The organism is Limosilactobacillus panis (assembly GCF_019797825.1).
Classification (GTDB): Bacteria; Bacillota; Bacilli; order Lactobacillales; family Lactobacillaceae; genus Limosilactobacillus; species Limosilactobacillus panis_A.
This window is the reverse complement of record NZ_CP081855.1, coordinates 911,639-933,076: the sequence shown is the minus strand read 5'-3', so window position 1 is coordinate 933,076 and position 21,438 is coordinate 911,639. Positions and strand designations below refer to the sequence as shown.

The following is a 21,438-nucleotide window of genomic DNA, read 5'->3' as shown; positions in this document are numbered from 1 at the left end:
CCTTAGATGATTTATTTTCTATTGCTACGACTGTTTGCGGCGGTCGTAGCTTTTTTTTGTGTAATCTTCTTTATCCATCATTGGCTTGCAGACGCTTAATGCTAGTACGAAGCTAGCAAACAGCAGAATGCAAAATACTGAAAAATAGTCGTACATCATGCTAATCGTCATCGCAACACCGAGTGCAAATCCTGCAAAGTATTTCATGCTCTCACCTCCTCTCATGATCCTTTATTAGTGATACAACTGTGGCTGCCAGCAGGATCATCGTAATTACCAAAGCTGGCCACGCGAATAATAATCCTTCCATGTCATGCTCCCTTCCTAAGATGCGGGTCTAGTTGTCTTTTCCGATATTGCTCGCTACGATAGCGGAGAAACTTCTGAAATTTATCTTCGTCCACGAAGGTATAAGCTCCACCATCATGAATGATGGCATCTCGATAATCTGGCATAGACCAGCACTCCTGGCACCGGGCGTAAAACGTTCCTTCCGAATAGCCGTAATCGTTCATAATCTGCTGTTTGGTTTTCCAGTTATTCGCCATCATGGTTATCCCTTCTTTCTGCTAGAATTAAGTCATCCCCTATAAAGGAGGTGAAGTGTTATGACTAATAATGAATTTGAAGATCAATGGTCAAAGTTCATGAAACAGTTCAATCAAGCTTTCGATACGCCAGAAAATCAGCAAGCATTAATGAACGTGGTTAAGCAAAATAGTAGTAGCGAGAAAGATATTCCACTTAATTACGAACATGTTTATCAGCAACAGCGTACTAACAACTTGGTCAAAGCTGCGATTGCAACTTTTTTAAATCTTGATGAAAGCAATTAAGTGATTGCTTTGCTTCGTCCTGGTTGACTTTAATCGTAGAGGCTTTAAATGCCCCCTTAGCGAATTCAACCTTTGTTGCATTTATAGAGATGGTTCCCTGCTTAATATCAGTGGAACTGTCTTTTTTATTTGCTTTCATTTCATCACCTCCTAGTTAGCTATGTTCAAATAAATGATATTTTCGTTCTCTTTTGGGAACGTTATGAGCAAAAAAATATAGACATATTTCTAGTATCATACCCAAGCGCCCGTAAAATGTTAGCAAACTCTTCAACACTAATGTTGACTTTTCCACTTTCACGTTTGGCATATGCTTCTCTAGACATATGTAACTTATTAGCAAATTGGGCCTGGGTATACCCCCTAGCAACCCTTTCTGCTTTTAACCGGTTTAAATTAAAAGCCATAAATCTATCTCCTTTCCGTTCGTTTTATCGAACGATTTTAGAATACAACATATGTTCTCTTGTGTCAACAAAAAATATCGTATTTTTCTAAAATTGTTTCTTTTCTCGAACAAATAAACTATAATATAGTCACCGACACTTGAGAAAGGAAAAACTGGAGCAATGAGAAATAGCAAACAAGTAATAGATTATCTTGATACTCTTCGCCATCAACAGAAAGTTTCAATAAGTGAATTAGCGCGTAGAGTTAACATGTCAAAATCTACTGTTTCTCTCTATTTCAATAAGTCTAGAGAGTTTCCAGTAAATAGGCTTGATGAATTTGCATCGGCTTTACATACCACCCCTGAAGATGTTTTAGGGGTATCAAATACTCAAAACAAAACTAACCCTTCTAACATCATTTATCCCGCTGGTTTGGAGCGCCGCTCTATTCCGCTGATTGGTGAGATTGCCTGCGGCGACCCGATTACCGCCGAAGAAAATATTGAAGGATATATTGAAGAAACTTTTGAAAAGCCAGTCCCAAGTGGTACGCTCTTCGCTCTTCGCTGTAAGGGACACAGTATGGAACCAACCATCCCCGATAAAGCTATCGTAACCATTCGGCAACAGCCAGACGTGGAAGATGACGAGATTGCTGCCGTTCAGGTTGATCATGATACCGAAGCAACACTAAAGCGTGTGAAGCATCAAGGCGATATGATTTTACTGTTGCCTGATAATAAAAATTACGACCCAATTATCCTTAGTAAGGACAATCCAGGTCGTATCATCGGTAAAGCTATTAAGTTTTCAGCACCACTATAAAATTTAGGGAGGAATTTATTATGAAAACTATAGGAATCATTGCTATTCTTGTCGCAATATATATTTGGTGGGCAAATAGAAAAAGTCGCCCGGCTAGGGGAGCCGCTGTTCTTCTTTGCTTAGCGGGACTATGGGCTTTTAATACAGGCCTTAATAATCAGCAACAGCAGGAAACGAAAGCTCGAAGAGATTCATCAAGTCTTAAAGCTGAGAGCAAGAAAGAAGATAAATCAATAGATGAAGACATCAAGGTCACCAAGGCAAGGGTTAAAAATACTTGCAACGCTTTGAATGAAGAAATGTCACAACACGAAGAATTGCAAGGTTTTAAGCTCAAGCCTTCAACTGGCTCTGGTGACCAGTTTGTTGCTGTGGTTCCTGACTCAGTAACGGGAATGTCTGATAATGAACAGGAATCTGTATATCGTAGCTTAGTAAAACTGATATACAGTTACGATAATGGTACTAATGAAGGCACTCAGGTTGAATTTGAAGATTCGACTGGTACACCGATTGCCCGCTCCTCTTACACAGGAGACGGTGAAGTTAAGCTACTGAAATAAGGTGAATGAAATGAAGAGACTGAGTTTATTTTGTGTAGCGTGTTTACTTTGCGGCTGCTTGCCTGGCTGCGGAAGTGGTCACCAGCAAAGCAATCATAACTCTGAAAAAAATAAACAAAACAAAATCGGATAATTCTAGCTCGAAGGCTAAGAAAAGTACTAAGAGCTCAAGTGAAGTTTCTAATAGTGCTGTTATTAATAGCAATAGCACACAGACTTATCAGGGTACTCAGCAAAGTAATGTTAACCACGTTGCTCATGATAAAGATGGCCGAGTTCAAAACCCAGATGGTCCCTGGGGGGCTGATTCCTTCACCTTATAAAGAAGGAACACCAGAATATGATCAATGGCATGCTAGTGTAACCGAAAGTATTCGCAGTGCCAACAATGAGCCTGAACTTCAGCTTGGACCTGAGCCGAGAGCCAACAATACTAATCAGTAACTAAAAAAGTCCATCCCCTGCTGGCACAGAGAATGGACTAGGGTACGAATCTTTGCAACGCTCGTACCCCTTCATTATATCATATGTAGAGGGACAATTATGTGGATTGAGAAAACTAAGCAAGGCAATTATAAATTTGTTGAACGATATAAATCATCACTTACAGGCCGTTATCGGCGTGTTTCAGTGACCTACGGGAAGAAGTCCCCACAGGTACGTAAAGCAGCCACACAGGAGCTAGAGAAGAAAATAACCGATGAACTAGCAGCCGAAGGGCATACCGTTAAAAAAGCAACTATTAAACAGCTAGAAATAGCCTTTTTAAAGGACTATAAAAAGCGAGTCCGCATTTCAACTTATGTTAATGGTGATGTCTTGCTTCGCGGCTTTATCCATGAGGCTGGTGAAGACACCCTAGTCACTAAAATTACGACTGTTTGGCTGAACCGTTTTTTCAGAAGCTTACTTTATGATCAAAGACAGACAAATGGGACGGTGCGCGCTGTAAAAGGTAAAGTCAATCAGTTCTTCACCTACGCGACCACCTATGGTTATCTGAAAAATAACCCTATGGATGACGTTAGAGTTGAATGGAAAGATGAAAGTGAGCACCGTCAGGATGAAATTGAAAATAAATATCTTACCCATAAAGAATACCGTACAATTATTGACGATTGCCTAGACCGTGGGGTTCAGTACTATGCTGATGCCTTTGAGTTGCAGTATTTAACAGGGCTTCGGTTCGGTGAATTAGCTGCTTTACAGGTCAACGATATTATCCGCCAAGATGGCAAAACATACCTCCGAGTGGATGGGACTATGCGTTATTTAGAAAAGCCTGCTCGTCATTTTATTTCAAACACAGCGAAAACTTTCGCTGGAAATCGAACAATTGTCTTATCTCCAGTGGCTACTAAAATTGTCGAACAACATAGTGCGGGTAAAGATGATGATGCCCTGCTGTTTGCTATCAATCAGCTGGCCACACACTATGAAGACCAGCGGCCATTGAACATCAATAACGCTAACACTATGCTTAAGCGGATTGCTAAACGACACGATTTAACGAAGCCGATTTCAACACACTACTTTCGACATACCCACGTATCAGTGCTAGCTGATATGAATGTGCCCCTGCGAGTTATTCAAAAGCGAATCGGACATAGTCGTAGTGATATCACACAAAAGATTTATCTTCATGTTACCCAGCAAGTTCAATCTGATTTTGAAGACCGCATCGCTGACTTAGACAAATACCAATAAAAAAGGAAGCCATATAAGCTTCCCTTTTATTTTGCCCCATTTTTGCCCCTTTCAGGGGTTGCTTTTCAAGGCTATAAATTATTTGATTATATAATCACATGTCAGAGAACAAGTTCAGCTGGTTCTCATCCGGTAACTTGTCGATAACGTGATTTTCCGTCATGAAATCGATAAGGGTTTGTGAGACCTTCCCCCGCTCTGCCAAGTCCTGCTTAGAAAGGAACGGGCGCTCCTCCCTGGCCGCAACAATTTGCTTGGCAACGTTGAGACCCAGCCCCGGAATCGCCCGGAACGGCGCTATCAATGAGTCACCATCAATCAGCCAGTTAGAGGCGTCTGAACGTTTCAAGTCAACCATCTTAAACTTGAAGCCCCGCTCCAGCATTTCGTTTGCCAGTTCTAGAATGGTCAGCAGACTCTTTTCCTTGGCACTGGCGTCATTGCCCTTCTCGTTAATCTCCGCCATGCGAGCCTTGACTGCTTCCTTGCCGTGTGCCATTGCAACGACGTCAAAGTCATCGGCCCGTACAGAGAAGAAGGCACAGTAATAGACCAGTGGGAAGTAAACCTTAAAGTAGGCGATTCGCAAGGCCATTAAGACATAAGCGGCCGCGTGGGCCCGCGGGAACATGTACTTGATTTTCAAACAAGAATCCATGTACCACTGGGGAACGTTAGCTTCTTTCATTTTCTTTTGCCAGTTATCCGGGATTCCGCGCCCGTGACGGACTGATTCCATCACTTGGAAGGAGGTTTCGGAGTCCAAGCCATAGTGGATTAAGTCGGTCATAATGTTGTCCCGACAACCAATCACGTTAGCAATCGTTGCCGTCCCTTCCTTGATCAGCTCCTGGGCGTTATCCAACCACACACCGGTTCCGTGGGACAGTCCTGAAATCTGGAGCAATTGAGAATAGTTCTTCGGGTGGGTATCATTCAGCATCCCGCGAACAAATCGGGTCCCGAACTCTGGCAAGCCCAGCGTCCCGGTCTTACTCTGAATCTGTTCTTCCGTAACCCCCAATACCTTCGGACTCGAGAATAAGGACATTACCCCCGGGTCATTCATCGGAATGGTCTTCGGGTTCACCCCAGAAAGATCCTGCAGGGCACGAATCATCGTCGGGTCATCGTGACCCAGGATATCCATCTTCAGGATGTTATCGTGGATTGAGTGGAAGTCGAAGTGGGTCGTTTCCCAGGCGGCGTCCTGGTCATCTGCCGGGTACTGAACAGGCGTGAAGTCGTAAATGTCCATATCGTCGGGAACAATGATGATCCCAGCCGGGTGCTGGCCGGTCGTTCGTTTGACCCCGGTCGCCCCTTTAGACAGACGGTCTTCCTCGGCACCGCGAAATTGAACATCGTTATCCCGTTCGAAGGCCTTTACATAACCATAGGCAGTCTTGTCCGCCACTGTGCCGATTGTTCCGGCCCGGAACACGTTCTTTTCACCGAAAAGGACCTTCATGTAGTTGTGGGCAATTGGTTGGTAGTCACCAGAGAAGTTCAGGTCAATATCTGGCACCTTGTTTCCCTTGAAACCAAGGAAAGTTTGGAACGGGATATCATGACCATCCTTCACCAGCAGGGTCCCACACTTGGGACACTTCCTTTCCGGCAAGTCAAAACCAGAACTGTACTCACCCTTGGTATAGAAGTGGGTGTACTGACACTTTGGGCACCGGTAATGTGGTGGTAAGGGGTTAACTTCCGTAATTCCCGACAAGGTGGCTACCACACTAGAACCAACGGAACCCCGGGATCCAACCAGGTACCCGTCCTTGTTTGACTTAGCAACCAACCGTTGGGCAATCAAATAAATAACGGAGAACCCGTTCTTCACGATACTGTTGAGTTCGAGCTCCACCCGGTCCTTGACCAACTTAGGTAGTGGATCACCATACCAGGCCTTGGCCGTATGCCAAGTCCGTTCCTGAATTTCTTGTTCTGCGCCCTTCATGTGTGGGGTGTACAGGCGGTCTTTGACTGGTCGAATATCATCATCGACCATGTCGGCTACCTTATGGGTATTGTCCACCACAATCTTTTGGGCGACGTCTTCACCCAGGAAGCTAAACTCCTTTAGCATCTCATCGGTCGTCCGGAAGTGAACATCCGGACGCTTTGTCCGGTTCAATGGGTTAGCTCCACCTTGGGAATTGATCAGGATCCGCCGGTAAATTCCGTCATGGGGGTTAATGTAGTGAACATCACCCGTTGCTACCACCGGCTTATTGAGATTATCACCTAACTTAACCATATTCTTAATGATATCCTCCAAGTGAGCCTGGTCACTGATGACGTGCTGTTCCAGTAGCGGTGCGTAGTTGGGCCGTGGCTGGACCTCGATGAAGTCGTAGTAACGGGCCTTACGCATCGCTTCCGAATACCCCTTCTCCATCATCGCAGTAAAGACTTCCCCAGAGGAACAAGCGGTTCCCAGCAGGATCCCTTCCCGGTACTTGGTCAGTACTGTCCGCGGAATTCTGGGTACCCGGTGAAAATACTTAACATTGGAGAAGGAAACGAGCTTGAAGAGGTTCTTCAAGCCAGCCTGGGTCTGGGCAATCAGTGTTGCATGGAATGGCCGGGCATGTTTATAGGCGTCATTTTCTGCCATGTGTTTGTTCAGGTCATCAACGTAGCGAACACCATAACGATCCTCAGCATCCTTTAAAAACTTATAAAGCAAGTGTCCCGTGGCTTCCGCATCGTAATTTGCCCGGTGGTGGTGTTCCAAGGCTACTTTGAACTTCTTACTCAAGGTATTCAACCGGTAACCCCGCATGTTCGGGTATAGGAAGCGGGCTAATGGTAAGGTATCAATTACTGGTTCCGTAATTTCTTCCATCCCGTGGCGACGGTAACCGGTATTCATGAAGCCCATATCAAAGGAAACGTTATGCCCAGCGATGATGCTACCCTTACATAGGTCCTTGAACATCCGGAAGACTTCTTCCTCGCTCTTGGAGCCATGCACCATCTCGTCGGTGATACTGGTCAAGTTAGTCGTCTGTTCTGACAGGGGGAAACCCGGGTCAATAAATTCATCAAACCGCTCGATGACGTTTCCGTCCTTCATCTTAACGGCCGAGAGCTCAATAACCTTATCATAGATCGCTGAAAGGCCGGTCGTTTCAACATCAAAAACAACGTAAGAGTGGTCCTTTAAAACCGCATGATTCTCGTTATAGACAAGGGGGATCCCGTCATCTACAACGTTGGCTTCCATCCCGTAGAGCATTTTGATTTTATTTTTCTTAGCCGCTTTATAGGCCTCCGGAAAGGCTTGGACATTGCCGTGATCCGTAACGGCAATTGCCGGGTGTCCCCACTTGCTGGCTTGGGTCGCGAGTTCACTAATCGAATTAGTGGCGTCCATCTGACTCATTTCACTGTGGGCGTGTAACTCGATTCTCTTATTATCTGCTGGTGCCATGTCCTGCCGCTCCTGGTGGCTAATTTGGTTGATATCATAAGCATTGATAACCAGGTCATGCATCCAAGTGTCTTCTTGCACGGGACCGCGGACCTTTAACCAAATTCCCGGTTTGATATTGGCGAACTGAGCTTCCTCATCACTATTACGGGAGAACTTCTTAACGGCAAACGATGAGGTATAGTCGGTGATTTCAAAGGTCAAAAGCTGGCGGCCGGACCGCAATTCACGAACCTCAGCATTGAAGACATACCCTTCAACGACTACCGACCGTTCCTCACCCTGGATATCCTTCATCTGGACAACCTCTTGCTTATCGTTAATCACCCGACCGAGTTGTGCCGGGCCTTCCGCTGGTGCACTAGGATGATTGTTGGAATGCTTCTTGACTGTATTCTTCTTTTTAATCTGGGCAATTGCCTTAGCGGCTAGTGCGGCATCGGCCGCCTCATGTTTCTCCTTTAATTCCTTAATCTTTGCCTGAGAAGCAGACTGATCAACAAAGGGGTGGATTTTAAAATGCGGAAAGCCAAACCGCTGGTATGAATCCTCAATCCGGGTCAGGGCCTTCTTTACCAGCATTTCCTTTACAATATCGTTTTCAACAACGATGGTCACCCGGCCGTCGCGAACTTCTGGAACTGTTGATAGACAAGCCTGCTGAAGCATCGGTGATTCAATAACGCTCTGGGTAACCACTTCTTCCCAGTAATCGGCAATTAGGCCAGCATCCATATCGGTTGAGGGTGAGCTGATCTGTAAACTAACCCCCGCAATATCCTTGAATCCCATTTGTAGGGACTGATAAAACTCTTTGTAGAGCTTTAACGGTAATGGCTGACGCATTATCAGATGAAATTCCCACTGTCGACTGGACCGGTGAACGACAACCGATTGGACCGCTGCTTCTTTGAAAGCGTCATTATCCTTTTCAGGGAAATGGACCTGTTCCAACAGTTTCCTAAATAACTCTTGTCTGTTTAAAGCCACTTTTCCTAAGCCCTCCTACTTAAAAAATGTGGTACCATTCCGTACCACATTTTATTTACTTATCATCAACAGATTGGTCAGCTAATTGTTTCAGTAAGATACCAACCGTATTAACAAGTTCTGCTTGCTTGACTTCAATCGTCTCGCCGGTCTTCCGAATCTTAACTTCAACAATTCCATCAGCAGCCTTCTTACCAATCGTAACCCGTAATGGAATCCCAATTAGGTCAGAATCAGCAAACTTGACACCGGCACGTTCCTTCCGGTCGTCAACTAAGACTTCATATCCCGCCTTAGTCAGCTGGTCTTCGATGTCGTTTGCCATCTTCATCTGTTCTTCCTTCTTAGCGTTGACTGGAATAACATGCACGTCAAATGGGGCAATACTGTCTGGCCAAACCAGACCATTTTCATCAGCGTTTTGCTCCGCAACCGCCGACAGCATCCGCGTTACCCCAATACCATAGCAGCCCATAATCATGTCAACCAGACGGCCGTTCTTATCCAGGACCTTTGCACCAAGCTTTTCGGAGTAACCCGTTCCTAACTTGAAGATATGGCCAATTTCAATTCCGTTCGTAAACTTGATTGGATGACCGTCAGGAGCAATTTCGCCTTCCTGAACATTCCGGAAGTCACCAAATTGGTCAACCCGGAAGTCGCGGTCAATATTAGCATTGACGAAGTGGTAACCATCATCGTTGGCGCCACAAGCCATATTGACCAGGACCTTCACGTAGTTGTCGGCCAGGATTTTAACATCTTCACCAACGCCAACCGGGCCCAAGGAACCTGGGTGAGCGCCGAGGTACTTAGCGGCGTCTGCTTCACTAGCTATTTCAAGGTCTTCACACCCCAATTCGTTAGTCACCTTAGTCTCGTTAACCTCGTCATTTCCGCGCATTAGGACTAGTACCGGTTGGTAATCGTCTTCGCCCATTTTAGCCATGAAAAGCATCGACTTCAAGATCTGGCTGGCATCAATGCCCAAGCTTTCAGCTGCCTCATCAACCGTATGTGCACCCGGTGTCGCCTGCTTCTTCAGTTCAGCTGGTTCAGCGGTTTGCTGAACACCACTAAACTTGGAAGTAGCCTTTTCCAGGTTGGCAGCGTAACCACCATCCGTATAAACAATGACGTCCTCTCCCACCTTGGCAGGGGCGGAAAATTCTTGAGAATTGTCTCCGCCAATGGTTCCGGAGTCCGCCAGGATAATCTTGTATTTCAAGCCAACTCGGTCAAAGATATTCCGGTAGGCCTGAGCTTGTTGCTGGTAAGCTTCGTCAAGGCCCGCTTCATCGGCAGCAAAAGAGTAGCCGTCCAGCATCTCAAATTCCTTGCCCCGGAGAATGCCGTACCGCGGACGGTCTTCGTCACGGAACTTATCCTGAAGTTGGTAAACAACCAGTGGCAACTTCTTATAGGACTTAATACTGTCGCGAAGGACTTCAGTAAATGATTCCTCGTGGGTCGGGCCGAGAACAAATTCACGATCATTACGGTCGCTCAACTTATAGAGGTTATCACCATAAGCTTCGTAACGACCAGACTGTTTCCATAGTTCGGCCGGTAAAAGCGCAGGCATCATCATTTCGTAAGCCCCCGCTTTGTCCATCTCTTCTCGGATGATTTGTTCAACTTTACGGATAACCCGGTAAGCAAGTGGCAGGTATGACCACACCCCTGACGAGATTTGGTAAATATAGCCTGCCCGAACCATCATCTTATGGCTGAGGGCCTCCACATCACTTGGGGCCTCTTTCTTGGTTGGTATTAAAATCTTTGACTGCTTCATCATTATTCTCCTTTATTCCCCCGATTACCGAATGAAATAGCGTTGAATGTCATTCCAGGTAACCAAAATCATTAGTATCAATAGTAGCATAAATCCAATCATCGTCACAATTCCTTCGGCCTTCTCCGGGATTGGTCTTCTGATAACTGCCTCGATAATGTTTAGTAGTAGTTTACCACCATCAAGTGCTGGAATCGGCAACAAGTTTACGATTCCCAAGTTAATCGATAACATGGCTAAGAAATTCAGTACACCATTAACCCCGAGTGCGGTCGCCTGGGACGTTCCCGCATAAATCGCTACTGGGCCCCCCAGGTCATTCAGGCTGAAGCCGTGGGTAAAAATGTGGCCTAAAACACTAAAGATCAGCGTCCCAGCTTGGGCAAACTGTTGCCAGCCAAATAACAGGCGGGCTTTGATTCCTGTCTTTTGCTGTTCGATAATCCCAATTTGACCAACTTTCTGCTTGCTCTGCTTAACCATCTTCGGTTTCACGGTGACTGATTTTGTTTTTCCAGCCCGCTGGTAAGTAAGATGAACTTTTTGTCCCGGTTTACTGGAAAGATTAGTGGCCAGTTCTAACCAGTTGTTGACCCGGACCTTACCCACATGAGTGATCCGGTCACCGGCCTTCAAGCCCGCGCGTGCCGCCACCGAGTTGGCGTTAACCTTTCCAATCTGGTTGCTGTTGGTCGGAACCCCAGCAAGGGTAAAGCCCAGGACGATAAACACCAGTAGTGACAAGATGAAATTATTCATCGGCCCCGCAAAGTTAGTCATCATCCGCGCAGGCAGACTAGCTGACTGAAACTGAACATCACGGGGAGCAATCTGAACCTGGGTACCGTCACGTTCAATGACCACGGCGTCGTGGTCAACCTCATAAGTCTTGACCTCACTTTCGTTGCCATTAACAAAGCCCTTGATCCATAAGCCATCCGTCAAGTCACTGTCCACTAGCTGAAGGGGGATACCCTGAAACAGGGTCGACTTCGAACTAGTGTTGATGGTGACAACCTTATTTTGGCCGTTTAATTGTAAAGTGAGTGGGGTCCCTGGTCGCATCTCCTCTTCGTCTTCATCGTCATTTCCCGCCAGGCGAACATAGCCACCAACCGGAAGAATGCGGACGGTATAGGTCGTACCATTTTTTCTCTTCCACCAAATTTTGGGGCCCATCCCGATTGAGAATTCACGAACCAGGATACCAGCCCGTTTGGCAAAGTAGTAGTGGCCAAATTCGTGAACAAGCACGAGAACCCCAAAAACGATGATAAACGTAATAATTGTTATTATCACAGAATCCCTTCCTTAAATAATACCAACCATGTGCAGAAGTGGCATGACGATTAACATACTGTCAAAACGGTCCAGTATTCCTCCATGACCGGGTAGAATCTTCCCGGAATCCTTAACGCCATAGTATCGTTTTAATGACGATTCAATCAGGTCACCCAATTGCCCCATAATTGACAGGATCAGTGTCAGGATAATCATGGTAACAAAGCCATCACCAACCGGGAACAGGTAAAGGTAGATTGCCAAAATAATGGTTGCCGAAATGGTCCCACCAATCGACCCTTCCAAAGTCTTGTTGGGACTAATCTTCGGTGCTAGCTTATTTCTCCCGAGCTTTCTACCAATCAGGTAAGCGCCACTATCAGTAATCCAGACAATCAGCATCCCGTACAACAGGGTCTGGAAATTAATCGCCCGGGCGGCTACAAAGTAGTGGAATCCCATCCCAATGTACAACATTGCCAATGTAATTACTCCCGCATCGTCAAAGGTAAAGCGTTGCTTTCGCAAGACGGTGTGGAGAAGTAATAAAACGACCAACAAATAGAAGCCAAACCAGCGGGTAGCCACACTAGGTAAGAAATCCAGCCAGTTATCTGGCAAGATTAATAGGGCTACTCCCAGGTAGCTAACAATCGCCTCAAAAGAAATTACAAACATCCGCTTCATTACAAGTACTTCTGACATTGCAATGATTCCTAACACAACTGCAGCAATCGTTAACGGCCAACCACCATAAATTATCAGTGGGATAAAGATGGCTAGGGCAATCACCGCCGTGATAATTCTCGTCTTCACTTTTAAAACATCCTCCCTATTGGTTCTCTAATCCGCCAAAGCGACGGTGACGTCCTTGAAACTCTACAATAGCCTGCTTTAATGATTCAGCATTAAAGTCTGGCCAGTGTTTTGGCACAAATTCAAGTTCACTATAAGCGATTTGCCATAGCATAAAGTTACTAATTCGTTCTTCGCCACTGGTTCGAATCAAGAGATCGGGGTCGGCAAGTGATCCCAGGCTGCCAGACATAAGATGGCGGCTAATTGTTTCTTCGTTAATATCATCTGGTGAAAGTTGGCCTTCTTTTACCTCACCGGCAATCTGGCACATGGCCCGCGTAATTTCATCACGACTCCCATAGTTTAAGGCAAAGTTAAGCACCATCCCATCACATTTGGCGGTGTCCCTAATGGCATTGCGGACCGCTTGCTGGGTCTGAACAGGCAGCTTACTTGTATCGCCCATCACCATTACCTGGACGTTGTTTTTAATCAGGTCCGGAACAAAGGTTGAGAAAAAGCGAATCGGCAGTTGCATCAGGTAATTGACTTCACTGCTCGGCCGCTTCCAATTCTCGGTAGAAAAAGCATATAGGGATAAGACCTTGACTCCTAATTTACTAGCCGCAATAGCAACAGTCTTGACGGTCTGCATTCCCTGCTTATGACCGGCAACCCGGGGCAGGTGCCGTTTTTGGGCCCACCGTCCATTGCCGTCCATGATGATCGCAATATGTTGTGGAACACGCTGCGGGTCTAATTCTGGCTCATCACCAGCGGTTTTTCTTTTAGAAAACAAATTTCTCCCTCCATACTATGGCAAATGAATATTTTTAAACAAAGCGCTAATTAATTATAAAGCTCCCGTCGATGAATTATCAACTCACGGCCGCTTTTTAGCAAAAATTTATATCTAATAACAAAAAAAGGGACAGCGCGGGCCATCCCCTAGCAGGTAAATGTTTATTGGAGCAATTCCTTTTCCTTATCTGCGGCAATTGATTCCAGGTTATTAATTCCAGCGTCCGTTTCGTCCTGGACCTTCTTTTCTAGGTCGTGGAATTCGTCATCATTGAAGTCACCATTCTTGTTGCCCTTCTTCAGGTCATCCATGGCTTCACGACGAACATTACGAACCGCTACCTTAGACTTTTCCAACTCCGCTTTAACGTCCTTAACCAGTTCCTTGCGCCGGTCTTCAGTTAATTGCGGAATAATCAAACGAATCGCACTGCCGTCGTTTTGTGGCGTCAGGCCAAGGTTAGAGGCATAGATTGCCCGCTCAATTTCCTCCAAAATGCTTTCGTCGTACGGGGTAATCAGTAACTGCCGTGCTTCCGGAATCGTGATCGAAGCAACTTGGTTCAGTGGCGTTTCTGCCCCATAGTATTCGACCTTAACAGAGTTCAAGAGGCTGGCATTGGCTTGCCCCGCCCGGATATTAGCTAGGGTTCTTTGTAATGCTTCCCCTGACTTCTTCATCTTTGTTTTTGCGTCATTTAAGATTTCTTTACTCGATGCCATAATTTAGTCTCCCTCAATAGTTGTTCCAACTTGCTGGCCAGTAACAACCTTCATAATATTTCCGGCCGTGTTCAAATTAAAGACGACGATTGGAATGTGATTGTCCATCGACAGCGAACTAGCGGTGGTGTCCATCACGTGCAGGTTCTTTTCAATCAGGTCCATGTGGGTCAAGTGGTCAAATTTAACCGCGCTACTATCCTTATTCGGATCTGCGGAGTAAACACCATCGACCCCATTCTTCCCCATCAAAATTGCGTCAGCATTGATTTCTGCCGCCCGCAATGCTGCAGTCGTGTCGGTTGAGAAATAAGGGCTCCCGGTTCCACCGGCGAAAATTACAATCCGGTCCTTTTCCAGGTGCCGAATGGCCTTCCGCCGGATGTAAGGTTCAGCGATTTGCCGCATTTCAATTGACGTTTGCACCCGGGTTGGCACATCAATTGACTCAAGGGCGTCCTGTAAAGACAGGGCGTTCATGATTGTTGCCAGCATCCCAATGTAGTCTGCTTGGGCACGTTCCATACCGAGCTGGGCACCGGTAACGCCCCGCCACATATTTCCACCGCCGACAACGATAGCAATCTGGACTCCCTTATCGTGAACTGCCTTTAATTCTTTAGCAACATTCTTGAGCACCGGCGGGTTAATACCGAACCCCTTTTCGCCGGCAAGTGCTTCTCCACTGAGCTTCAAGATAACTCGATTATACTTAATATCAGCCATCATGTTCCTCCTTATCAACCTTGTAAAAAAGGACGCACTTAATATAAGTACGTCCTTTTCGCCAATCGAACGCTTAGTTCATTTGGTCCTTAACTTCTTTAGCAAAGTCGTCTTGCTTCTTTTCGATTCCCTCACCGACTTCGTAACGGATGAAGGACTTCAGTTCACCGTTGTTAGCCTTAACGTATTCGGCAACGGTCTTGTCAGAATCCTTAACGAATTCCTGGTCAGCCAAGCAGATTTGGGACAGGAACTTGTTCAAACGACCTTCAACGATCTTGTCAACGATCTTAGCAGGTTTTCCTTCGTTCAACGTTTCTTCCTTGAAGACAGCGCGTTCGTGGTCAAGACGTTCCTTGGAAACATCGTCACGAGTCATGAATTCAGGATTGATGGCAGCAACGTGCATTGCAACATTCTTAGCAGTAGCTTCATCAGCACCCTTCAGAACAACTAAGGCTGCAATTTGACCACCTTGGTGGAGGTAAGCACCGAAGGAATCCCCATCGTCCTTTTCAACGACTTCAAAACGCCGCAGACTAACCTTTTCACCAGTCTTTTGGGTGGTACTAATGATATCATCCTTCAGGGTACCATTATCGGTCTTAATTGCCAAAGCTTCGTCAACATTGGCAGGCTTGTTTTCACTAATTAACTTAGTAATCTTCTTCAGCAGGTCCTTGAATGGGTCACTGGCAGCAACGAAGTCCGTTTCGGAGTTCAGTTCAACGATTGCGGCCGTGTTGCCGTTAACTGCGATATCTGCTAAACCTTCAGCAGCAACCCGGCTGCTCTTCTTAGCAGCCTTGGCGATTCCCTTTTCACGAAGGTAATCCATTGCCTTATCCATGTCACCATCACTTGCAACCAATGCCTTCTTGGCATCCATGATTCCGGCACCGGACTTCTTTCGTAATTCCATAACTTGAGCAGCTTTAATTTCAGCCATGACAGAGTCTCTCCTTTAACAGTTAATAAGTTTTACAAAAAAGGACTGTTTGTACTCAGGGCCACAATGGTCCATAACACAAAACAGCCCAAGTATTAATCGTTTTTTAAATTACTTGCCTTCAACACTGTTCTTAAGGTTCTTCAGAGAATCTTCACTAACAGTAGTGTCTTCAGCAGTTTCTTCGGCATCCGCATCTGCTTGTTGAGCTTCATCTTGACCTTGCTTACCTTCAACAATTGCGTCGGCCATCTTAGAAGTAATCAGACGAACGGCACGAATTGCGTCATCGTTAGAAGGAATTATGTAGTCGATGTCATCTGGGTCGGTGTTAGTATCAACCATGGCAACGATTGGAATGTGCAGCTTTTGTGCTTCCTTAACAGCGATTTGTTCCTTGTGTGGGTCAACGATGAACAGTACGTCTGGAATCCGTGGGATGTCTTCGATACCGCCAAGGAATCGTTCCAGCTTTTCACGTTGCTTAGTCAGAACAGCAACTTCCTTCTTTGGCAGAACATCAAAAGTGCCATCTTCAGACATCTTCTTCAATTCCTTCAGACGAGCGATCCGGGATTGGATAGTCTTCCAGTTGGTCAAAGTACCACCTAACCAACGGTGATTAACATAGAATTGGCCTGCACGGGTAGCTTCTTCTTCAATGGAGTCTTGCGCTTGCTTCTTGGTGCCGACAAAGAGAACAACCCCACCATCAGCGGCAACGTTCTTCATGTAGTCGTAAGCAGTATCGATCAGCTTAACAGTCTTTTGTAAGTCAATGATGTAAATACCGTTACGTTCAGTGAAGATGTATTGTTCCATCTTTGGGTTCCAACGACGAGTTTGGTGACCGAAGTGGACACCTGCTTCAAGCAATTGCTTCATAGTAACAACAGACATAAAAATACCTCCAAATTGTTTTTCCTCCCCATGAGTCGTCTAAGAATGGGAACCACTATTGGCACATCCCTTCTTATCGTCACAGGTGTGTTATATGTTATTAAACACCGTTTAATAGTATACAAAAAAGCTTGTCTAATGACAAGCTTTTTAACCTTTTCTTTTGGCGCTTTGATGGTTTAAGGCAAAATAGTGTGCCACGTCGATTCCATGCGCCTTCAAGAACCGATCCTTTTTCCACCGGGGCTGGTGCTTAAAATGGTATTCCGCACTGAGGGCAGCGTTCTTACTGTTGAATTTTTGATGGTAAATCAGTCGGAGGGGGTGACGGCTCTTTACACGGGTGTACTTAGCCCCCTTATAAGCCTGGTGCTGGTCAAAGCGCCGTTGGACATTGTCGGTGAAGCCACAGTAAAGGCTGTCGTCGGCACAGTATAAGACGTAGATATAGTAAGGTTTATTCTTTGCCATATAAAAGCTTCCTCACTGCCGGAAGGTATTCCCCATCGTCCCCGTTGACAATAATTGGCGGGACGACCTTCATCCCCCCCGGCTTTCCATCTTTGATCACTTCAATCAGCATCATATTCGCTTCTCGTCCGGGCTTTGGATAAATAAAACGCAACCGTTTGGGAACCAGGCGATGTTCCTGAAGGGTCGTCATGATTTCTGTTAATCGGTCTGGACGGTGAACCAGGTATCCGTGCCCGTTCATTTTCAACAGGCCACTCATTTGTTTTGCGACCATCATGAAGTTCGTCTTAATCTCGTGGCGGGCAATTGCAAGGTAGCGGTTGGGGTTACGTTGACTCTTTTCTGTAACGGGAAAATAAGGTGGGTTGCAGAGGACCACATCGACGGAATCCTTCGGCACCTGGTTAAAGACATCAGCAATGTCCATATTCAAAACGCGGTAACGATCATCAAGTTGGTTGAGTTGAATACTGCGGGCGGCCATATCCGCTAGACGCTCCTGGATTTCCACTTCAGTAAAGGTCCCGCCCAACTTGTTATGAAGAAAGAGGCCCACTGCCCCATTACCGGCGCACAAGTCGACTGTCTTCAGGAGGTGGCGGTGATTGGGTCGGACAAAGTCGGCCAGTAAAACTGCATCGAGGGAAAAGGCAAAGCAAGTCGGACTCTGAATAATTTTGACATCCTGACTATATAGTTGGTCAATTCGCTCGTCGCCACGTAATAATTTCGTTGGTTCATTCATCGCTATTTCCCCTTTTCTCCTTGCAAGTTAGTCTTTTTTTAGTCATACTTTAGCTTTGAAGTATCATTTAAACAGATTGGAAGAATAAAAATGCTCTACACATTCTTAGTAAAAATCGTCAATCCATTTTTAACGTTAATTAACGGGCGTACCCGTATCTATAATCGGGAAAACCTCCCCGATGGTAACTACATTATTGTAGCACCCCACCGGACATGGATGGACCCCGTTTTATTGGCCCTTGCCGTCTGGCCAAAGGAATTTAGTTTTATGGCCAAAAAAGAGTTATTTAAAAACCCGATTGCGGGTCGGTTTTTGAGGTCCCTAAATGCCTACCCGGTAGACAGAAAGCACCCCGGCCCATCAGCCATTAAAACACCGGTGAAGTTTTTACGAAACGGTAACCTTTCCACAATTATTTTCCCTAGTGGCTCCCGTTACTCAGCCAAGCTCAAGGGAGGTGCAACCCTGATTGCTAAATTGGCGAACGTGCCCCTCGTTCCGGCAGTCTACCAGGGGCCCCTCAAGTTTGGGCAACTCTTTACCCGGAAGCCACGTCAGATTGCTTTTGGCAAGCCGATTTACGTTGACCGGAAGAAAAAGCTAAATGAAGAGTATGAGGCTGAACTGGAAAAAAAGATGCAGGAAGCCTTTGATGACCTCGACAAGCAAATTGACCCCAACTTCGTTTACGTTATGCCCCCTAAGCCCAAAGACGATGATTTTTAACTAAAAATATAGGGGCTCTGACGACATAAGTCTCCTATATAGTTGAAAATGCTGCAGTACAGTACACAAAGGGACTCTAGTGTACGGAAATCCGCACACTAGAGTCCCTTTGTGCTTTCTAAAGACTTGCTTCGACGGGGTGGTCCCTACAGGCTAGCTTTGCGTCGAAAAACGAACTAGCAAGCTAGTTCTGTCGCACTCCCATTCTTTTATATAAGTCACCCGACCAATTACTTATTAGCCTTTCGTGCTTGTGCCTTCATCGTTTGCATCATTTGATGTAACTTCCGGCTGGATGGCTTCTGCCCCATCTGGAGCATCATTGTCCGCAACATTTCCTCAGAAATCGGGGGATTATTACGAAGATAGTTTTCCATGTACTTACGAGCACCGAAGAAGCCGATTAATAAACCAATCAGCAGCGCCAGAATGACAAATAAAATCGTCATACCCAAGATTGCTTCCTCCTTTGTTAAGTTACCTTTTCATCTTACACGAATGTTTAACACTTGAAAAGTAGCAAATTAAATTAATCGTCGCGGAGACCTTTCTTTCGCTGAATCTCCTTCACCTTTTCAGGCGTAACTTCCTTGCCCTCATCATTGTAGATCCGCATCATCTCAATGTTGCTCCGCATGGTCTCGCGGAAGTTCTTGATGTATTCACGGCGCAGGCGTTCGCGTTCTCGTGTTTCGGCCTCAGTAAGGCCTTCCTTCTTATTTTTGTGGGCAAGCTCATTGATCCGCTTTAATAGCTTTTCCTGTTCCTTTGATTCTGTCATTAAGCTGACCTCCAGTCCTTTAATTCACAATATCATTTTAGATTAATCACTTTTTTTGTCAATCACGAACGTACGTTTGAAATTCCGGTAAGCCTATGATATCCTTAAAATAATAATATATTAATGAGGTGCTATAATGGCAAAACCGGCAAAAAATAAACAAATGGCTGTTCTGAGCTTTATTCACAAGCAGGTCACTGACCACGGTTACCCACCAACCGTTCGTGAGATTTGTAGTGCGGTCGGTCTTTCATCAACTTCAACCGTCCACGGTCACATTAACCGTCTAATTGAAGGAGGCTTTTTGGAAAAGGACCCTGCTAAACCACGGGCACTGGAAATCACGCCGAAAGGGCTGGACCTCCTGGGGGTAAAGCCACGACAGACGAAGATTCCCCTGTTAGGGGTGGTTACGGCGGGCCAACCAATTCTTGCCGTAGAAGACGCCACGGATTTCTTCCCAATTCCACCTTCCATCCAGGATAATAATGACTTGTTCATGTTGACCATTCGGGGAACTAGTATGATCAAGGCCGGCATCTTAAACGGTGACCAAGTAATCGTCCGTAAACAGTCTACCGCCAAGAACGGTGATATTGTCATCGCAATGAACGATGATAACGAGGCAACCTGCAAGCGATTCTTTAAGGAAAAGAACCGCTTTCGCCTCCAACCCGAAAATGACACCATGGACCCGATTTTTCTTAAGAACGTTAAGATTCTGGGAAAGGTTGTCGGTCTCTTCCGCGATAATATTTTCTAACAACTTAGCGTTTAAAGAGCGTCAAGACTCGTAGATACGAGTGCTGGCGCTCTTTTTATTATTGTCGTTTATAGATTCGCTGGTGGTTTTTTTGCCCAGCGAGAACAAAGGGGGCATGGTCATTGCTGAGGTCAAATTCTACGTCCTGCTCATCCATTCCCAGCTGGTGGTTAAACATGTCCTCATACTCCGTAATCGAGACCTGGTGCCGCTTTTGAAGCATTGCTTGGACATCATTAGTGTGGTCCAAGAAGTGCGGTTGAACGATTCCCGTGTAAAACTCACCTTCGGCACCAGAACCATAACTAAACAACCCTAGCCGGTCGCCAGCATTGACCTGCCCATTTTGCAGAAATGAAAGGAGGGCGAGATAGAGTGAACCAGTATACACGTTGCCGACCTGGCGGCAGTACAATTGACTGGCGGTAAGTGCCGTGCGCAACCGAGTTGCCACTTGATCATGCCGGTCACCGAGGGCCCCTTCTAAGGCTTTCTTCCCCATTTTGGTGAATGGTAGGTGAAAAATTAGGCCCGTAAAATCATTGAACTGGCGACCAGTCATCATTTGATAACGGGTAAATACCTGTTTGAAGAAGTCAACGTAAACGTTGGTTGAGTATTTACCATCCACCATTGCCTCAGTGGCGTACAGGGGACGCCAGAAGTCCATCACGTCTTTTGTCAGGTTCACGCTGGTCGGTTCAATTGCTAGAATGTGGGGGTTTGCGCTAATCAGCATGGCGACGGCACCTGCTCCCTGGGTAACCTCCCCCGCCGTTTGCAAACCATAACGGGCGATATCGGTAGCAATGACTAGCACTGTCTCTTGGGGGTGTAGCGCTACCAGGCCGCGGGCAAATTGAATTCCCGCCGTCCCAGCGTAACAAGCCTCCTTAAGTTCAACCGCCCGTACATAGTCGTTGAGGCCTAGCAATTCTTTGATGTTAATCGCACTTGCCTTAGAGTTGTCGACCCCCGATTCAGTAGCCACGATAATTGTCGAGAGGTGGTCGCCAACCTGCTTGGTCATAAGCTTCCGGGCAGCGGCTGCTCCTAACGTGACAATGTCTTGAGTGGGCGGAACGACGGCCTGCTGGTCTTGGCCAATTCCAATTGTGTACTTATTAGGATCAACACCCCGCACCTTAGCTAATTTGCGGAGGTCAATATATTCATTTGTCGTGGCGAAAGCCATCCGGTCAATACCAATCTTCATAC

23 protein-coding genes are annotated in these 21,438 nt (G+C 46.0%); 6 read left to right on the top strand and 17 right to left on the bottom strand.

Annotated elements, in window-relative coordinates:
• Positions 1-24: 24 nt before the first annotated feature.
• A complete protein-coding gene (locus KZE55_RS04485) occupies positions 25-207 on the bottom strand; it encodes a hypothetical protein (RefSeq protein ID WP_222259601.1) in 183 nt (60 codons plus the stop codon).
• Between the two features lie 104 nt (positions 208-311).
• On the bottom strand, positions 312-551 hold the full coding sequence (locus KZE55_RS04480; protein ID WP_222259599.1) for a hypothetical protein: 240 nt from the start codon (positions 549-551) through the stop codon (positions 312-314).
• A 57-nt stretch (positions 552-608) separates the two neighbouring features.
• Between KZE55_RS04480 and KZE55_RS04475 the strand changes: the two genes are divergently transcribed.
• Positions 609-836, top strand: coding sequence for a hypothetical protein (locus KZE55_RS04475; RefSeq protein ID WP_222259597.1), 228 nt, complete (start codon positions 609-611; stop codon positions 834-836).
• Positions 837-1,036: 200 nt separating this feature from the next.
• Here KZE55_RS04475 and KZE55_RS04470 read toward each other — a convergent pair whose 3' ends face one another.
• Positions 1,037-1,243 (bottom strand): helix-turn-helix transcriptional regulator, encoded by a 207-nt coding sequence (locus KZE55_RS04470; RefSeq protein ID WP_222259596.1) that lies wholly within the window; start codon positions 1,241-1,243, stop codon positions 1,037-1,039.
• A 162-nt stretch (positions 1,244-1,405) separates the two neighbouring features.
• Here KZE55_RS04470 and KZE55_RS04465 point away from each other — a divergent pair, with 162 nt between their 5' ends.
• From KZE55_RS04465 to KZE55_RS04455, 3 genes are all read left to right on the top strand, one after another.
• Positions 1,406-2,053 (top strand): LexA family protein, encoded by a 648-nt coding sequence (locus KZE55_RS04465; RefSeq protein WP_222259594.1) that lies wholly within the window; start codon positions 1,406-1,408, stop codon positions 2,051-2,053.
• A gap of 20 nt (positions 2,054-2,073) precedes the next feature.
• Complete coding sequence (locus KZE55_RS04460) at positions 2,074-2,616, top strand: hypothetical protein (protein ID WP_222259592.1); 543 nt, start codon at positions 2,074-2,076, stop codon at positions 2,614-2,616.
• Positions 2,617-3,159: 543 nt separating this feature from the next.
• Entirely contained in the window at positions 3,160-4,323 is a 1,164-nt protein-coding gene (locus KZE55_RS04455; RefSeq protein WP_222259590.1) for a tyrosine-type recombinase/integrase, read from the top strand.
• Between the two features lie 94 nt (positions 4,324-4,417).
• Here the strand turns inward: KZE55_RS04455 and KZE55_RS04450 are convergent, their stop codons facing one another.
• The 11 genes from KZE55_RS04450 to KZE55_RS04400 form a co-directional block, all read right to left on the bottom strand.
• Positions 4,418-8,755 carry a PolC-type DNA polymerase III gene (locus tag KZE55_RS04450; protein ID WP_222259588.1) on the bottom strand — a complete coding sequence of 1,446 codons (4,338 nt, stop codon included), beginning with the start codon at positions 8,753-8,755 and terminating at the stop codon, positions 4,418-4,420.
• 55 nt (positions 8,756-8,810) lie between these two features.
• Positions 8,811-10,550 carry a proline--tRNA ligase gene (locus KZE55_RS04445; RefSeq protein ID WP_222259896.1) on the bottom strand — a complete coding sequence of 580 codons (1,740 nt, stop codon included), beginning with the start codon at positions 10,548-10,550 and terminating at the stop codon, positions 8,811-8,813.
• Positions 10,551-10,574: 24 nt separating this feature from the next.
• On the bottom strand, positions 10,575-11,849 hold the full coding sequence (gene rseP / locus KZE55_RS04440) for an RIP metalloprotease RseP (protein ID WP_222259586.1): 1,275 nt from the start codon (positions 11,847-11,849) through the stop codon (positions 10,575-10,577).
• Positions 11,850-11,861: 12 nt separating this feature from the next.
• Entirely contained in the window at positions 11,862-12,647 is a 786-nt protein-coding gene (locus tag KZE55_RS04435; protein WP_047769130.1) for a phosphatidate cytidylyltransferase, read from the bottom strand.
• Between the two features lie 16 nt (positions 12,648-12,663).
• Positions 12,664-13,428, bottom strand: coding sequence for an isoprenyl transferase (locus KZE55_RS04430; protein WP_222259584.1), 765 nt, complete (start codon positions 13,426-13,428; stop codon positions 12,664-12,666).
• A gap of 164 nt (positions 13,429-13,592) precedes the next feature.
• Positions 13,593-14,153, bottom strand: coding sequence for a ribosome recycling factor (frr, locus tag KZE55_RS04425; RefSeq protein WP_222259582.1), 561 nt, complete (start codon positions 14,151-14,153; stop codon positions 13,593-13,595).
• Between the two features lie 3 nt (positions 14,154-14,156).
• On the bottom strand, positions 14,157-14,879 hold the full coding sequence (pyrH, locus tag KZE55_RS04420; RefSeq protein WP_222259580.1) for a UMP kinase: 723 nt from the start codon (positions 14,877-14,879) through the stop codon (positions 14,157-14,159).
• 73 nt (positions 14,880-14,952) lie between these two features.
• Positions 14,953-15,828 (bottom strand): translation elongation factor Ts, encoded by an 876-nt coding sequence (tsf, locus tag KZE55_RS04415; protein WP_222259578.1) that lies wholly within the window; start codon positions 15,826-15,828, stop codon positions 14,953-14,955.
• 111 nt (positions 15,829-15,939) lie between these two features.
• Complete coding sequence (gene rpsB / locus KZE55_RS04410; RefSeq protein WP_222259577.1) at positions 15,940-16,728, bottom strand: 30S ribosomal protein S2; 789 nt, start codon at positions 16,726-16,728, stop codon at positions 15,940-15,942.
• A 150-nt stretch (positions 16,729-16,878) separates the two neighbouring features.
• A complete protein-coding gene (locus KZE55_RS04405; protein WP_047769119.1) occupies positions 16,879-17,199 on the bottom strand; it encodes a GIY-YIG nuclease family protein in 321 nt (106 codons plus the stop codon).
• On the bottom strand, positions 17,186-17,947 hold the full coding sequence (locus tag KZE55_RS04400) for a tRNA1(Val) (adenine(37)-N6)-methyltransferase (protein WP_047769117.1): 762 nt from the start codon (positions 17,945-17,947) through the stop codon (positions 17,186-17,188). The genes KZE55_RS04405 and KZE55_RS04400 overlap by 14 nt, the downstream gene beginning before the upstream one ends.
• A gap of 90 nt (positions 17,948-18,037) precedes the next feature.
• Here KZE55_RS04400 and KZE55_RS04395 point away from each other — a divergent pair, with 90 nt between their 5' ends.
• A complete protein-coding gene (locus tag KZE55_RS04395; RefSeq protein WP_222259575.1) occupies positions 18,038-18,676 on the top strand; it encodes a lysophospholipid acyltransferase family protein in 639 nt (212 codons plus the stop codon).
• A gap of 230 nt (positions 18,677-18,906) precedes the next feature.
• Here KZE55_RS04395 and KZE55_RS04390 read toward each other — a convergent pair whose 3' ends face one another.
• The gene (locus tag KZE55_RS04390; RefSeq protein ID WP_222259573.1) at positions 18,907-19,131 is read right to left on the bottom strand and encodes a YneF family protein; all 225 of its coding nucleotides are present in this window, start codon (positions 19,129-19,131) and stop codon (positions 18,907-18,909) included.
• Between the two features lie 74 nt (positions 19,132-19,205).
• Positions 19,206-19,457, bottom strand: coding sequence for a DUF896 domain-containing protein (locus KZE55_RS04385; RefSeq protein WP_047769113.1), 252 nt, complete (start codon positions 19,455-19,457; stop codon positions 19,206-19,208).
• A 136-nt stretch (positions 19,458-19,593) separates the two neighbouring features.
• Here KZE55_RS04385 and lexA point away from each other — a divergent pair, with 136 nt between their 5' ends.
• Positions 19,594-20,220 (top strand): transcriptional repressor LexA, encoded by a 627-nt coding sequence (gene lexA, locus KZE55_RS04380; RefSeq protein ID WP_047769108.1) that lies wholly within the window; start codon positions 19,594-19,596, stop codon positions 20,218-20,220.
• Between the two features lie 58 nt (positions 20,221-20,278).
• Here lexA and KZE55_RS04375 read toward each other — a convergent pair whose 3' ends face one another.
• Positions 20,279-21,436: a hydroxymethylglutaryl-CoA synthase gene (locus tag KZE55_RS04375; RefSeq protein ID WP_222259571.1), complete on the bottom strand. Its 1,158-nt coding sequence runs from the start codon at positions 21,434-21,436 to the stop codon at positions 20,279-20,281.
• Between the last annotated feature and the right edge of the window lie 2 nt (positions 21,437-21,438).